General features: G+C 45.1%; 17 protein-coding genes and 1 riboswitch. All 17 genes read right to left on the minus strand.

Annotated elements, in window-relative coordinates:
* Positions 1–127: 127 nt before the first annotated feature.
* The 17 genes from resA to QMA13_RS20985 all read right to left on the minus strand — a co-directional run bounded on the left by resA (position 128) and on the right by QMA13_RS20985 (position 15737).
* Positions 128–658 carry a thiol-disulfide oxidoreductase ResA gene (gene resA, locus QMA13_RS20905; RefSeq protein ID WP_282935671.1) on the minus strand — a complete coding sequence of 177 codons (531 nt, stop codon included), beginning with the start codon at positions 656–658 and terminating at the stop codon, positions 128–130.
* A 64-nt stretch (positions 659–722) separates the two neighbouring features.
* A complete protein-coding gene (locus QMA13_RS20910) occupies positions 723–1469 on the minus strand; it encodes a pseudouridine synthase (protein ID WP_282935672.1) in 747 nt (248 codons plus the stop codon).
* Positions 1470–1890: 421 nt separating this feature from the next.
* Complete coding sequence (locus QMA13_RS20915) at positions 1891–2424, minus strand: spore maturation protein (RefSeq protein ID WP_282935673.1); 534 nt, start codon at positions 2422–2424, stop codon at positions 1891–1893.
* Between the two features lie 6 nt (positions 2425–2430).
* Positions 2431–3051, minus strand: a complete 621-nt coding sequence (locus tag QMA13_RS20920) for a nucleoside recognition domain-containing protein (RefSeq protein ID WP_282935674.1) — start codon at positions 3049–3051, stop codon at positions 2431–2433.
* A gap of 26 nt (positions 3052–3077) precedes the next feature.
* A complete protein-coding gene (locus tag QMA13_RS20925) occupies positions 3078–4250 on the minus strand; it encodes a D-alanyl-D-alanine carboxypeptidase family protein (protein WP_481858001.1) in 1173 nt (390 codons plus the stop codon).
* 215 nt (positions 4251–4465) lie between these two features.
* Positions 4466–5155, minus strand: a complete 690-nt coding sequence (locus QMA13_RS20930) for an SOS response-associated peptidase (protein ID WP_282935675.1) — start codon at positions 5153–5155, stop codon at positions 4466–4468.
* Positions 5155–6249, minus strand: coding sequence for an HD-GYP domain-containing protein (locus QMA13_RS20935; protein WP_282935676.1), 1095 nt, complete (start codon positions 6247–6249; stop codon positions 5155–5157). Before QMA13_RS20935 ends, QMA13_RS20930 begins: the two co-directional genes overlap by 1 nt.
* Positions 6250–6404: 155 nt before the next feature.
* Complete coding sequence (ytfJ, locus tag QMA13_RS20940; RefSeq protein WP_282935677.1) at positions 6405–6878, minus strand: GerW family sporulation protein; 474 nt, start codon at positions 6876–6878, stop codon at positions 6405–6407.
* A gap of 125 nt (positions 6879–7003) precedes the next feature.
* Positions 7004–7681: a DUF2953 domain-containing protein gene (locus QMA13_RS20945; protein WP_282935678.1), complete on the minus strand. Its 678-nt coding sequence runs from the start codon at positions 7679–7681 to the stop codon at positions 7004–7006.
* Positions 7682–7860: 179 nt separating this feature from the next.
* Positions 7861–8469, minus strand: coding sequence for an SMC-Scp complex subunit ScpB (scpB, locus tag QMA13_RS20950; RefSeq protein ID WP_282935679.1), 609 nt, complete (start codon positions 8467–8469; stop codon positions 7861–7863).
* Positions 8438–9226 (minus strand): segregation and condensation protein A, encoded by a 789-nt coding sequence (locus tag QMA13_RS20955; protein WP_282935680.1) that lies wholly within the window; start codon positions 9224–9226, stop codon positions 8438–8440. The genes scpB and QMA13_RS20955 overlap by 32 nt, the downstream gene beginning before the upstream one ends.
* Positions 9227–9342: 116 nt before the next feature.
* Positions 9343–9810 carry a 6,7-dimethyl-8-ribityllumazine synthase gene (gene ribH, locus QMA13_RS20960; protein ID WP_282935681.1) on the minus strand — a complete coding sequence of 156 codons (468 nt, stop codon included), beginning with the start codon at positions 9808–9810 and terminating at the stop codon, positions 9343–9345.
* Positions 9811–9874: 64 nt separating this feature from the next.
* Positions 9875–11083, minus strand: coding sequence for a bifunctional 3,4-dihydroxy-2-butanone-4-phosphate synthase/GTP cyclohydrolase II (locus tag QMA13_RS20965; protein WP_282935682.1), 1209 nt, complete (start codon positions 11081–11083; stop codon positions 9875–9877).
* A 25-nt stretch (positions 11084–11108) separates the two neighbouring features.
* The gene (gene ribE, locus QMA13_RS20970) at positions 11109–11777 is read right to left on the minus strand and encodes a riboflavin synthase (protein WP_282935683.1); all 669 of its coding nucleotides are present in this window, start codon (positions 11775–11777) and stop codon (positions 11109–11111) included.
* A complete protein-coding gene (gene ribD / locus QMA13_RS20975) occupies positions 11758–12897 on the minus strand; it encodes a bifunctional diaminohydroxyphosphoribosylaminopyrimidine deaminase/5-amino-6-(5-phosphoribosylamino)uracil reductase RibD (protein ID WP_282935684.1) in 1140 nt (379 codons plus the stop codon). Before ribD ends, ribE begins: the two co-directional genes overlap by 20 nt.
* 276 nt (positions 12898–13173) lie before the next feature.
* Positions 13174–13332: riboswitch (FMN riboswitch) on the minus strand.
* Between the two features lie 700 nt (positions 13333–14032).
* Positions 14033–15148 carry a phosphodiester glycosidase family protein gene (locus QMA13_RS20980; RefSeq protein ID WP_481858237.1) on the minus strand — a complete coding sequence of 372 codons (1116 nt, stop codon included), beginning with the start codon at positions 15146–15148 and terminating at the stop codon, positions 14033–14035.
* Between the two features lie 157 nt (positions 15149–15305).
* A complete protein-coding gene (locus QMA13_RS20985) occupies positions 15306–15737 on the minus strand; it encodes a peptidylprolyl isomerase (protein ID WP_282935687.1) in 432 nt (143 codons plus the stop codon).
* Positions 15738–15828 lie beyond the last annotated feature (91 nt).

A 15828-nucleotide genomic window follows, 5' to 3' on the forward strand; every position in this document is an offset into this window, starting at 1 on the left:
CAATTATGGATTGTAAGCATTCCCATGTTTGTTGTCGAGTTCATGCAGCATTACGTAAAGGGAGTATTGTGGGAATAGCACGCCTTTACGTAATGCATACACAAATATGAGCTTCGTAACGGGATTTTTATTTACCGGACGTCGAAATAGAGGCGAGCGTTTGCTCTATATAAGCTTCGTCCATTTCTCCGATTTTAATCTTTGCAATCTTTCCGTCAGGTGAAATAAAAAAAGTAGTAGGATACTGCATGACCCCGTATCGTTTACGAGTCTCTTCGTTATCGTCCAGCAATATGGGAAAGTTGATTTTGTACTGATCCATAAAGCTTTGAACCGTAATCTTGCTTTCACCCAAATTTAACCCGAGAATCGCCGTCGTATCTTTGTTCATCTTGTCATATTGATGTTGAATCGCCGGCATTTCATTTTTACAGGGCGGACAAAAGGTACCCCAAAAGTTGACCATAACCGCTTTTCCCTTATAATCGAAAAGATTGTGCTGCTTACCGTCCAAGCCTGTTAGCGTAAAGTCAGGAGCTTTGGAGCCTTCGACAGGTTTTTTGTCCGTAGCATACAGATTGTTAAACAGCGTTAATGCCCCGATAACAATAACAACAGCAAAAATCGCTATTTGAACCCACCGTTTATTTTTTCCCATTGTTTTACACCTCAAACGATCTAGTCGAGTCTATCCCCATTATATCGAAATTTGGCGTCAGCGCTTATTTCCCTTTTTGAATTTTATGTGTCTTGAGCGCGCTATCGATCAGTTCTTTTATTTCCTGTGGTTTAAGTGGACGGTATTTTCCCCTTGCTACTCCCAACAAAGGAATCGGCCCGAACTGAACGCGTTTCAGCTTGATAACCGGGAACTGAATAGCATCGAACATCCGGCGTACCTGACGGTTACGTCCTTCATAGATGGTCATGGATACTATAGTTTCATTTTTTTCCGGATTGACATCGTAATATTCAACCTCGGCAGGAGCGGTCATCCCGTCTTCAAGTTGAATACCCTCTCTAAGCTTGTCTAACAGAGAGCCATGCGGTACTCCCTTGACGGTTGCATGATATGTACGCGGTACGTGATGCTTGGGATGCGTGAGCAGGTTGGCGAATTCACCGTCATTGGTGAGAAGCAGCAAGCCTTCCGTATCGTAATCCAAGCGTCCTACAGGATAAATCCGCTCTTTAATATCCTTCAAGAAATCCGTAACGATTTTACGGCCGCCCGGATCGGATGCACTAGTTATAACGCCTTTCGGTTTGTTGAACAGTACATAAACCTTCTTTTGTTGACGGATAGCCCGTCCATCTACATGAATCACATCTTTTTGGGGATCAACCTTAACCCCTAAAGTTGTGACTACACTTTCGTTCACCTGCACGCGGCCTGCTGTGATTAATTCCTCACACTTTCTCCGGGAGGCCACTCCCGCTTCTGCCAATACTTTTTGTAATCGTTCCATTGGACTCTCTTCACCTCAAACCTAATGATACCTATCATCAGGTGAAATCACAAGCTGAGACCATGGGAAAAACGGACCTGGACACGAAATACTGTGCGGAAATATGTCATCCGGTTGAAATCGGCACGTTTCTGCCAAACGAATAATTAATTTATTCAATATAAACAGCTGTTCCTTCTCTTCTAACGTATAGTTGTGTCGAGGCTCTGAGAAGTCACCTTCTATACAAACGTGAATGTAAAGGGGGTCTGTTTGTTCGGAGGATGGAATAATGGATCCGTCACGGGATATGAAGAAATCGTAGCCTTTACCGTTTATGGAGGGGCATACTGAATGATGGATTATAATGCCGTAATACTGCACACAGCTCACCTCTTATCTGTTCGCTGGTACAGTATATGTGCGGAGAATTTAGGGGGTTCTAGGCGAAGACTAAATAACAAATGACAATAGAAGCGATGAAGCCTACTGCATCAGATATCAAGCCAACCTTAAGAGCATAGCTAGCCTTGCGGATGCCAATAGCGCCAAAATAAACCGTAATGACATACAAAGTTGTGTCCGTACTTCCTTGTATAGTAGAGGCAATTCGACCGATCATGGAATCCGGTCCGAATTGCTGAACCAAATCGGTAGTGAAGGCCAATGAGCCTGCGCCTGTGAGTGGACGCAAAATAGCAAGTGGCAGCACTTCACTAGGAATGCCGATCATGGCGCATAACGGCCTAACCCAGCCGATCAGCATCTCCATGGCTCCAGAAGCGCGAAATACGCTAATGGCCACCATCATGCCGACCAGATGCGGAATAATTCGAATGGCTGTATCGAAACCTTCTTTTGCCCCGTCCACGAACGACTCGTAGACGGGTACTTTGCGGTATGCGGCGAACAAGGGGATAAAAACGATAATTACCGGGATGGCCCAAGCGGAGATCATATTAACAAATGAGTACAAATTCGATCATCCTTTCCCTCGGGGGTTGGCAGGCGGACTTTGGAACGTTGGTCTGTTGCGCCGGCGGTACCATTTATCTACGGCTATTGCCGCTAAGGTTGATATAAAGGTGGCCACCAGAGTAGTGCCTACGATTTCTGTGGGGTTCACTGATTGATAGTTCATTCGAATAGCAATGAGAGTCGTAGGAATCAGCGTTATACTGGCGGTATTGAGAGCGAGTAGTGTACACATCGCAGGACTCGCCATATCTTTGTTAGGATTAAGTGACTGCAGTGACTGCATCGCTTTAATTCCCATCGGGGTAGCCGCATTGCCTAATCCCAATATATTGGCGCTCATATTAGACATTATGTAACCGATAGCAGGGTGATTCTTTGGCACGCTCGGAAACAGGAAGCGAACGAACGGGCGCAGCAGAACGGCCAGCTTTTGCAGAAGTCCGGCATCCTCGGCAATACGCATCATACCAAGCCAGAATACCATGACGCTAATAAGCCCGAAGCAGACAGTGACTCCGCTTTTAGCCCCTTCAAATGCTGCCTGAGTAACCAACTCGATATTCCCTTTAACGGCAGCGACAATAAAACCGGCAACAATGAAAAACAACCAAATGAAATTCACCATAGACCCGCGTCTCCTCTCTGCTATCGCTATGCCGCGCTCCCTGTGAATAAAACACGGACCAGAAACTGCACAATGTACAGCCATTTTGGGGTGTACGTGGCGGTTCCCCGCTCAGATGCTTGGAAGGAAAAAGCGGAGTTCTCCTTCTGCTTTAACCTCGGACTATCTTTTTCATATAATGGCACACTGCCGATGGAATTTCCGTTCAAACTGTATAAGAGCGTTCCTCTATCTCCTAGGCGATAGCTCGTTGAGGTTGGATCGATCAGCTGTATTTTCGTAGAAAATTGTCCTTTCTCCGAATCGAGAACCGGATAGGCAAAGCTTGTACCAGCTGCGAAGTCTGTCCCCTGTACGATATCCCCTTTACCGATAAACTGCTGCAAAGGGAAATTTTTAAAACCATAGTCTAGCAGCTTGGCGTGGTCGACCCAATCATCGCCGTCATTCAGCGTTACGACAGCCAACTGCTGACCATTGCGGGTAGCTGACGAGACGAGGCACCTCTTGGCCGTTTTTGTATAGCCTGTTTTCACTCCGTCCGCACCTTCGTACAAGGTAAGCATCTTGTTCTTGTTTAACCAGGAATAATCCCAAGATTCATTGGGGTTGGGCGCTTTCTTAACCTTAGTTTTGACGATTTCTTGGAAAACCGGATTATGTAAGGCATGGGCGGCCAGCTTAGCCATATCGTTAGCGGTGGAATAATGACCGTCGGCATCAAGCCCGCTCGGATTTTTAAAGCTTGAACGCGTCATTCCGATCAGCTTCGCCTCTTCGTTCATCATATAAGCAAACCCTTCCACCGTTCCGCCCACATGCTCTGCTATAGCCGTTGCTGCATCATTACCGGATCGAAGCATCATGCCGTACAATAAATGATTCAAACTCATTTCTTCATCCAGCTTTAAATAAATGGAAGAGCCCTCTTTGCCAGCTGCATTTCGGCTAACCTTCACCATATCCGAAAGCTTGCTGTTCTCTATAGCGACAATAGCGGTCATGATTTTCGTCAAGCTGGCTATCCGCATCTGTTTGTCCCCTTGCTGGCTGTACAATATCCGACCAGAGGTCACATCGATCAATGCTGCCGCTTCAGCATGTGTAGACACAGGGGGAGCAGCTTGTACTGCTGCAGGCCATCCTGCCGAGACAAACAGGAATATAGCCAGAATCATCAACAAACCCAATCTTTTCATGTGGCTCCGATCCTCCTAAACGTATTGCAACACATGGCGTTTGCGTTACCGATCCACCATTAATGTTGTTGCGTATACAACATCCTTGCTTTGTTACGCTAAACGGGACATCTTGTACATATATATGCTTATCCACCTTCGTTATGAGTTGTTTGCGAACAAATAAAAAAAGCTCTGCTTGAACGATACTTCGTTCAAACAGAGCTAATGCCCTACTACCACAGAGCATGCAGCGGATCGATACAATCCGGTTTATCATAACGGACATTCCCTACCTTGCTGTCCACCTCGTAAGAGGTCATCAAATCGGCTGGATAAGGAACCAATAAAGGCTGCAGCTTCTGTACCTCCGTAACTTTTCGATCCAACCAAATGGATTCCGATTCCTCTGTTAATATCACAGGCATTCGTTCATGGACTTCAGACACAAGCTTGTTGGGTGTCGTAGTCAGGATGGTACAGGTATGCAGCCTGCCGCCATCCGCTTGAACCCATGTATCATATAAGCCTGCCATTCCAAAGAGCGAACCCGTCTTGAGCGTAAAACGAACAGGCTGTTTGCTGCTTTTCCCTGACTTTTTCCACTCATAGAACCCGTCCGACGGAATAAGGCAGCGTTTGCGAGTCAATAGTTTCTGAAATGAGGGCTTTTCCGATACCGTCTCAGCCCGCAGGTTGATTGGGTTCACGCCGCTCTTCTCTTCCTTAGACCAATTCGGAACAAGTCCCCAGCGCAGTTCTCCTAAGCGACGATCTGCCGGTGTTTCTCCGCCAATTATTGCGGGAATCCATTGACCTGGCGCAATATTGTATCGAGGTTCATACTTGGCTGTCACGTTATCGCCTAATAAAAAGTGGAGCATCAGCTCCTCGAACGTGACGGTAATTGTATACCTGCCGCACATCACTGCCCACCCCAATCGTCTACACTACTTACAAAGACGGTCAGCTTCTCTGACAAATCAACCTCATACGGCTGTGTTTTCTGTCCCTCCGCATTCTCGAAGATTCTAATGACTGGACGCTGCGGAACAGCGGGATTAATGTTCACAACCACACCTTTTTCGCCCGTACTCAAAACAACAGAAAGCCCGAGAGGGTAGATGGCGACATTATCTCTGAATAAAGCAACTTTTTTATGCTCATATAAGGTCCCCACCCCTGCAAACAATATTTCCATCGCTTGATGAGGCAGCATTGCTAAACGATAAGGACGGTGCGTCGTCATTGCATCATAGCTGTCTACGATTGCAATCCATTTGGCATATTCATGAATTTCTTTATCTTTAATCCCGCGAGGGTAGCCGCTGCCATCTAGACGTTCATGATGCTGGAAGGCGCAGTGGGCTGCAATAAGCGGGATGTTAGGCTCGTCCTTCAATAGTTTAAATCCTATCTCTGCATGAGTCTGTACCTCGGCACGCTCCGCTTCGGTTAATGGCCCAGGTTTCTTCAACATATCCTGATTGATCTTTGTTTTTCCTATATCATGCAATAGAGCTCCAAGACCTAGTGTCAGGATTTCATCTCGATTGTATCCGTTAGCCATTCCTAACATAGTGGAATAAATACAAACATTAAGTGAATGTTGATATAAATATGTATTCATAACGTTCATATTCATTAACATTATAAGTGCATCTTCTCTGGAATCTAAATCCTCTATAATCATCTTCATGACATTGCCGAACGCTTTTCCCATGAAATGATTTTTGGAAAATTTTTGTCTGCTGTTCCCTTCAATTATCAATCTGAACTGAGTTCGGATTTCTGAAAGAGCTTTAATTTTCGTTTCGTCCGATATCGGATCTACTACAACAACATCGCTCGTGGCTTCATCCTCAATGTATAGAAAGTCGATGCCTAGCTGCTGAAGTCGGTTGAGGACTGTTTGTGTGAGCTCAACGTGCTCTTTAAGTAAAATGACACCTTCCTCGTTATAAATGCATTTCCCTAGCTTCATGCCGGGAATACAGGATCGCGTAGGAATTAAACGCACAAAAAAAACCTCTTTCATTATTGACTCATAACTTTAATATAAAATAAAGCCTTTCAAAGAGCAACCATCATTAGCAAGAAACAAAACAAAGCTGCCCAAACCAATTTGAGCAGCTGGCAAACATTTAAATCCGTACAAAGACTTATAAAATGCCGCTAAACAATGAAATTTTGGTTCTCTATATTGTTCGTCACGTGCGCACCATTTTCGGTCGCTCCGGTCTTGTTGCCCTTCATCATGCTTTGAATACGATCCACTACCGTTGGCGCTGAATCGATAAGACGCTCCAGCAAATGTGTCTGATTATCCAACGGTACAATTTTAACACCATGCTTGCCAACGACTAGAAATGCAATTGGTGTAATGGATACCCCACCGCCGCTACCTCCACCGAAAGGCAGTGCGACCTGTGCATTCATCGAATCATTCCGATGGCTTCCAACATTGTTTTCATCCGTTGCAAACTCGCTGCCTCCTGCCGCGAAACCAAAGCCTACTTTGGAGATCGGCATAATTACGCTGCCGTCCGGAGTTTCTACCGGGTCGCCGACGATGGTGTTGACATCAACCATTTCCTTGATGTTTTCCATTGCAACCTTCATTAAGCCTTCGATCGGATGTGTAGTCAAAATAGTCTCCTCCTCTGCGTCTCATCGCTTGATACTTAGAATCCTGTCGCATCTTTAGCATCTCCCGAAGAAGAGGGGCCTATGTAATGGTAAATTATTAAAGAACACCGCATGCCGCGATTTTATTACGAAGCTTTGAACAGTACTTTGCGCCACATCCGCAGACCGCCCTTCACCTTCATGATGCGGAACAATAACCGGCATAAGGCGAGAATGATTTCATAAACGCGAATTTTTGCCAACACCTGAATTTCCGATGAAAAAGTGACCATATTGTACTGAGGAACGACTTGGATAACAGGTCTGGTTTCCAGCTGCACAAAGCGGAACAAATAACCTAAGATTGAAGATTTAAGGCCCCACACCATCCCAGCAGTCATCGCCGTTTCTGCTGCATCTCCGATTCCAACGTTTGATTTCCAATAAAATTCGGTGCAGCGCACATGCCGGAGTGTTTCTCTAAACCAACTGTTAAACTCAAAACAATGAGCCAACAGCAATTGGAAATTATTGAAGGCTTCTTTAATCGTATGGTGTGTAATGTTGCTTTGTTTTCCTTGCATAAGCTGATTGTTGGATTTGTTAACAACCTCTGTTTTTAAATTCACACCCTCTTGTAGATTCAAAAACTTGATAACCGGAATGGCTATGCGTTGTTTCACTAATCCATACATCGTATGCAAATCTACAACAATCTCATCATCCTGCTGTTTACGAACGACGGTAAACCTGCATTGCATACTGCTGCAAGCCAAGAAAACAATAAGGACAACTACAGCTCCCAAAATCCAAGGCCAAATCATGTTCTACCTCCCGCAGGTCATTACCTTCCCCAACTTCGGGGCCAACGCACCGGAACGATACGTTTAGCATTTTGTACAAAGCAAAAATAACTCCTTATTCAAGAAGCACCGCTTCCGTTCATTTAGGAGTTAGTATAGCCCTGTGATGGTAAAACATGCGCAGATTTAAAACTGTATTGCTATTCGGATTGGGATACGTCCTCGAATGTAATTTGCTGACCGTCCAGCTTTTCAAAAAGTAATCTTGTCTCTTCTTCCAAATTGTCATCATTTTGAAATAACGAAGTTTCAGGCAGCTCGTCGATAGTACCCAAAGCAAAATAATCCAAAAACGCTTTGGTTGTTCCATATAAAATAGGACGACCTGGTGCATCCGCCCGATCAACCTCTTGAATCAAATCCTTGGCTACAAGCGTTTGCAGCGCACGATCTGCCTTAACTCCACGAATCTCTTCAATTTCAACCCTTGTAATCGGCTGCTTGTAAGCCACTATCGCTAAAGTTTCCAATGCGGCTTGAGATAAAGAAGAACGGGATGGAGAGTATGCCAGCCGTTCAAAATAAGGAGCATGAGCCGGGAGTGTTGTTAACTGATAAGCACCTGCTAATTCAACGATTTGTAATCCGCGGCCGCTTCTTCGAAAATCAGCCTGAAGGTCCAGCACAAGTTCTCTGACAAAATCAGTATTTTGCTCTAATACTTCAGCCAACTGCTTGACATCCAGACCCTCGTCTCCTGCCACAAACAGCAAGCCCTCAATAACTGACTTCATCTGTTGAAAATCCATTTGCTGTTCCTTCCTCTCTTGCCTGAATCACAATATCCTCAAATAATTTATATTGATAGCAGACGACAACTTTTACTTTCATTAACTCGAGTAAAGCCAAAAAAGTCGTTACAATCCCTTCTTTGGTCGTCTCGTTGTCCACTAATTTGGAAAATAACACTTTGCCCCCGGCTTCCTCCAAATACTGAACTACCTCTCTCATCCGGTCCTTTACCGAAATTTCATCCTTGCGAATCTTGGCAACCATATTCCGGCTGGACATGCGGTTCAGAGCTCTCTGAAACGCACGTACCAAGTCCGTTATATGCAGCCCTTTTACCGGATTCTCAACTATGACAGGAACGTATTGGGTTAAATCCTCCGGTTCCCTCGTGTAGATCAGACTCCGCTCCGCTTCCTTATCTCTCAAATGATCAGCTATCGCTTTATACTTACGATACTCGATCAGCTTCGCGACAAGCTCGGCGCGCGGATCATAATCCTCATCCATCATATAATCATCGTAATCCATCTCTATAACCGGAGGCTTAGGCAGGAGCATTTGGCTTTTAATCGACAGAAGCGTCGCCGCCATGACGAGAAATTCGCTTGTAACCTCCAGCTCCAGCTCCTGCATAGCATCCAAATATTCCATGTACTGATCGGTTATTTCTTTGATCGGGATGTTATAGATATCAATTTCTGATTTATCAATTAAATGTAACAATAAATCGAGGGGGCCTTCAAACGTATCCAGCTTGTATGTAACCTTTTCCAAGTAGAATTTCCCCCTAAGATTTTTCGAAGAAAAATCATCTTCGAAAGCAGCACTCGGCGAGCCTTTTCATCCTTTTATGACAAGGTTTGCGCATCGCCCTAATTATCCATTGTAATTTAGGAAAGCTGTTTGGTCAAATTCGCCATCTCAATTGCCGTCGTAGCTGCTTCCCAGCCTTTATTGCCGGCTTTAGTACCAGCGCGTTCAACCGCCTGCTCAATGGAATCTGTTGTCAATACGCCGAAAATAGTCGGTACGCCGGTTTTTAGACTGATTGCAGCAACTCCTTTAGCTGCTTCGTTGCATACATAGTCAAAATGCGGAGTGGATCCGCGGATCACCGCACCTAACGTAATAACTGCATCATACTTGCCGCTTTCCGCCATTTTTTGCGCAATCAAAGCAATTTCAAAAGCTCCTGGAACCCAAGCGATCTCGACTTCTTCTTCAGTAGCTCCATGCCGTTTCAATGCATCCAGCGCACCGCCAAGCAGCTTGCTTGTAATAAACTCATTAAACCGTCCAACGACGATACCGTATTTTAAACCTTTTGAAATCAAATGTCCTTCGTATATTTTCGCCATGTTTTTACAACATCCTTCCAACGAATCATTTTTTATTAAGAAAATGTGTATTTTTCGACAAATGTTAAAATTTTAGCATATGACCTAGCTTCTCTTGCTTCGTGTGCAGATAGTTCGTGTTCGACTCATTCTCTTCCATTTGGATCGGAACCCGCTCCACTACGGTTAGACCATAGCCCTCAAGACCTTTAATTTTACGCGGATTGTTCGTTAACAACCGGATTTTTGTTATACCTAGATCCTTCAATATTTGTGCGCCGATTCCATAATCCCGCAAATCCGGAGGAAAGCCTAATTGCAAGTTAGCATCCACCGTATCCAACCCCTGCTCTTGCAGAACATACGCTTTAAGCTTGTTGATAAGACCAATCCCGCGGCCCTCCTGCCTCATATAGAGCAGCACGCCAGAGCCTTCCTCATCAATTTGCTTTAAAGCCGCATCCAATTGAGGCCCACAATCGCACCGGTGCGAATGAAATACATCTCCGGTCAAGCACTCGGAATGGACTCTTACAAGCGTAGGTACGGAACCGTCAATTTTACCTTTGACTAGAGCCACATGCTCCTTTTGATCCACCACATTAGAGTAAGCAATTGCTGTGTAAACTCCATAATCGGTTGGGAGCTTCGCTTCTACCTCGCGCTTGACCAGCTTCTCCTTATGGTTGCGGTACTGAATCAGATCTTGAATTGTAATGATTTTCAAATCATGCTTACGGCTAAATTCCATTAATTCAAGGACGCGAGCCATTTCCCCGTCTTCTTTAATAATTTCACAAATGACCGCTGCAGGATAAGCGCCGCACAATCGTGCCAAATCTACAGCCGCTTCGGTATGGCCTGCACGGCGAAGCACACCGCCTTTTTTGGCGATCAATGGAAAAATATGTCCAGGACGCCGAAAGCTATGAGGTTTTGTCATAGGGTCGATAAGTGATTTCACCGTCATTGACCGTTCTGAAGCAGAAATGCCGGTGGTCGTTTCTATATGATCCACCGAAACGGTGAAGGCTGTTCCGTGGTAATCCGTATTCCTTGAAACCATAGGAGGCAGTTCTAACTCTTGAGCGCGCTCTTCGGTGATAGGGGCGCAAACAAGGCCGCGGCCTTCCTTGATCATAAAATTAATAATCTCGGGGGACGCTTTCTCTGCAAGAGCGATAAAATCTCCTTCATTCTCGCGGTCCTCATCATCGACTACGATTACCACTTTGCCCAGCATCAAATCATAAATGGCTTCCTCGATCGTATGAAACTGAAACGAAGTTTCCATGTTCACTCCTGCCTTTCTAGGTGGTTTAAATAAATCCGTTCTCCGCCAAAAATGATTCTGTCAAAGTTCCCCGACTTCGTGAAGATTCGCCATTTCCTGATGTACGGTGTGTCAGCAGCTTCTCCATATATTTGCCCAGGACATCAGCCTCCAGATTCACTTCATCACCGGCTTTTTTATGTTGAAGAACCGTCTGGGCAAGTGTATGCGGAATGATAGAGACCGTAAGCCGCTGCTCCGTTACTTGAACCAAGGTGAGACTAATGCCGTCAATCGTAATAGAACCATGAGGAATCATGTACTTCAGAATGGACAGCTCGGTCGGCTCTACCTGGAACACCACGGCATTTTCTTCCTGATGCCTACTTGTAATGACTCCGGTGGAATCAACATGCCCTTGTACGATATGACCTCCAAACCGTCCCCCTGCCAGCATGGCCCTCTCCAAATTTACTGATTCACCCACATGCAGCTTTTGCAAAGAGGTTTTGCGGAACGTCTCCGGCATAACATCGACTGTAATCGATGATTCATCGAATTGAACTACCGTTAAGCAAACACCATTAACGGCAATACTGTCACCCAAATGCACGTCTTCCAGTATCTTTTTAGCGCCAACGGTTAGAATCATCGCTTGTCCTTGCCTCGATATTCTTCTCATCGTACCCATTTCTTCAATGATGCCCGTAAACATCCGGTATACTCACCTCGCTCCCGTATGTAGGATATCCGACGATACAAACATCCTTTTGAAATTGCTTTACTGAAACCCGTTCTAACTCGATTGCCTCTTTCATCAACTCGAAACCGGCAAACTGGAAGTTGGATGATGCATCGGATCCTCCGCCAATAATCTTGGGTGCAAAGAACAGCAGCATTTTATCAATCAGTTGCTGCTCAAGCATTGCGCCGTTCAGTTGCCCTCCTCCTTCAAGCAGGATGGATGCAATCTCCCTTTCACCCAACAGTTCCATTGCTTTAGGCAAATCGACCCTGGAGCCTTCTCCGCAGACGAGAATCGTTATACCGGCTGCTTCTAGTGCACGGCGTTTCTCCGCATCCATATCCGCTGTTGTTAGAATGATTGTCTCCGCAGACCGATCCGTAACGACCTGAGCCTTGAGAGGCACTCGAAGCTTGGAATCCACGATGACTCGGATAGGATTCAGCGCAGGCACATCCAATCGGGTTGTCAGAAGAGGGTCATCGCTTAAGACGGTTCCTACACCAACCATGATCGCTTGGTTTCTGTGGCGAAGCGTATGAACGAAGGCTCGGGATTCAGGATTCGTTATCCACTTGCTGTCACCGGTTCTCGATGCAATCTTCCCATCCAGCGTGCTGGCCGTCTTCAGCGTGACAAAAGGCTTCTTAGACACAATATACTTGTTGAAGGCTTCATTTAATGATGCTGCCTGCTCTTGCAGTAAACCGACACTTACTTCAATACCATGCTGTCTCAAGCGTTCAATACCGTTTCCGGCTACTAGCGGATTCGGGTCCGTACATCCAACGACAACCCGCTTCACCCTCTCCTTAATGAGTCTGTCGCTGCAAGGCGGGGTTTTGCCATGATGGCTGCAGGGCTCCAGGGTGACGTAGGCTGTCGCGCCTTCTGCTTCAGTCCCGGCCATCTGCAGCGCGTGGATCTCGGCATGAGGCGTTCCACGCTTCAGGTGGGCACCCATCCCGACGATACGGCCTTCCTTCACAAGCACGCAACCTACGGCAGGATTGATGCCTGTTTGGCCTGAAGCTCCTTCGGCAAGTTGAATAGCCAGCTTCATATAGAACTCATCGTTAATCAGCTCCACCACTCCATCTCCTTCCTACTTGCGGCTTGCATTTTCCTTCAGATCAAACAGAAAAGGCCCTCTTTTCTTCATGAGAAAAGGGGCCTGGCTTTGATAGGCATACGCAAAAAACACATAACTAAAGCTCCATACGACACGGCTAAATAAGATTAACAAAAGAGGATTTTCACTAAGGCAGATTTCACCGATCAGCCATACGGAAATAAGCATTTCCCTTTTATGAAAATGATCCCTACAGTTTCATTAACAGCCGCGACGAAATATCGCCGTTTTGCATTTTTCCTTCTCCCATCCAGACTATACTGTCGGTCTCGGAATTACACCGAGTCAGCCGAGCTGTGGCCAAAGCCACTGCGCGGGTCACGGACTAAGCATTGCGATTCATCGCAATACATCACCGCCGGTGGGGAATTGCACCCCGCCCCGAAGGATAAACATATAAAATTTAGTTACCGTTAGTTATCGATAGTTAACAGAATTAACGGTAGTAACTCTCAATTATTTCAAGGTCTGAATAAGCATTAAGAACACTATAAAATAATCGATTGTTTGAGTACAAATATTAACACCAGAATTTAAAAAAAGCAAGACTTAGGGTTTTATTTGCTATGCTGACAGCTTCCCATCAATGAAACGTTCACAGTATTCATCCTAAGACTCACCTTTTAACAACGGCTGATGTTTATAGTGTATTTGGCTTAAGATACTTGTACAGTCCAATAGTTAATATCTAACATACCCTCTAGAGTAGTTTATCGAGATTTTTATCATCCTCAATTGCTACAGGTTATCCAACCAATCGAAATTGTTAATTGTCATCATTGTGTTCCAGTAATAAAACACATTGTCACTTGCACAGAACGTGATGAATTTTGCAATATACCTACGGCTTCAGTAAGAACTCGGAATCTGAGAAAAAAATCCAAGAGATAAGACCGATGTACTTCCGTTTATCTAACGGAGGTCTTGCTTATTTTGAATTCATCTTTATCAACTGTTATGCTTTTGAAGTCAAGTAATAGCTTCCTTAAAGGAATAAGAACGCCGAAACCCTTTAATACCAAAGAGTTTCGGCTTTTTTTCATCATCAGGGGTTCCTTACCGACCTTCATCAGGGGAGATTAGTAACCTTAGATTATGGATTAAATGGCTTGTAGGAAGAGTTAAAGTGATCCATATCAATATTTTCCCATATGTTCTTCACATTGACCTGATCCGGTTTGCTAAATACCAAGAAAGCGGTAGGCAGATAACGCATCCCGTAGCTGCTCGAAGGCTTATTGACCACCTGATTATCTTTCACAAGGACAGACGATGAGCCTCCATCCAGGTTGGCAGCTGTGACGGCTCCTCTATCCAGCAAAATATTTTGCACATCATACAAGGTTGCCCCAATGGAATACCCCGGCTGACGTCCGTCAATAACAACGAACATGATCGTCCCATCTTGCTTCTGAGCCATACAGGTTCTCGGTGCAATCCCCCAGCCATCAGCTTGGTTCTTGATAAGTCCCTTGCCGTTAACGATAAATTTGGGCTGGAAGGTTACGGCATCTCTCACGCCCATTTCCAGCAGCTCAGATGGCTTGTATCGCCCAGCGACCATAAGACCCTTTTTATCGATGCCTACGACATTGACAGGGTCTTCCATCCCCACATCACTGTACAGCAGTTTACCGCCAGACATAACGATTCCAGCCGGCTTAAAGCCATTGCCGTCCCAGTTCGGATCATCAAAAGCTCCTCCATTCACACCAGCTATTGCTTTGGTCCGCTGAACCATGCTTAAAATTTGCTCTCCCTGTCCGACAATACTTGTGGTCACAACCCGGACCATTTTGGGATCGTGGACATACATAATGTGTCCTTTAAAGTTCTTTCCCTCTATGTCTTCAATCTCCACATTTTTGTTAGCTTTGTTCTCCAGATCAATGTTGTGTTGGTCTTTGATCTGAGCCATCTCATCGAATTTCTTCTCATAATCACTGACTCTGCGATTCAACTCTTCCTCACCGATCAGATATTTCGCCCATTGGCGGTGCTGCGTTGTAATCAGTGTGTCTGCCATCATATAGCGAATCGTAGAACCGGATGTAGTTCCGTAAAACCATATGAGCCCTGTCAGCGCAAGTAGTATCAACACCAGTAGGGTATAGGTCACTTTGCGTTTTGTACGTCTCTTACGGGCTTTCTTACCGGTTGCGGCTCGGTTTGGTTGCAAGGGCAAGCCTTGATTGCTATCCAAGGTGATAACCTACTTTCATTCTAGTAATCTAAGATGTCTATTAAACAATACTTGAAAAAAAGCTGAAAATGAACTGGGAATGAAAAGAAATTATTCATAGACACAAAAAAAACCGAAAACCCTAAATGATAGGGCTTTCGGCCTTATGCCTTATAGTCGCTTATTATACTTCGACTACTTTTACTGTTTCCATACGATCTCTGCCTTGGAATGCGTCTACATGCTCCATACCGGAAACCACTTTTCCGAATACAGTATGTTGACCGTCCAAATGCGGCTGCGGTTGGTAGCAAATGTAGAATTGGCTGCCACCTGTGTTGCGTCCAGCATGTGCCATTGCAAGGGAACCGCGTTCATGCTTGTTAGGGTTGATTTCACAGTTGATTTTGTAGCCAGGACCGCCTGTACCAGTACCTGTAGGGCAACCGCCTTGTGCTACGAAGCCAGGAATGACACGGTGGAATACCAAACCGTTGTAGAAACCGTCGTTTGCCAATTTCTCGAAGTTTGCAACCGTGTTAGGTGCGTCTTTTTCAAACAAATCGATAACGACTTCGCTACCGTTTGCCAATTTGATTTGAGCTTGTTTTGCCATAATATGTACACTCCTTTATTATTCAATGTGTCCTATTGTACTATAACCGGAACGCGTTCACAAATTAGTATTTCCGCTCAGCAAAAAAAGC

This window comes from Paenibacillus sp. RC67 (assembly GCF_030020805.1).
Lineage (GTDB): Bacteria > Bacillota > Bacilli > Paenibacillales > NBRC-103111 > Paenibacillus_S.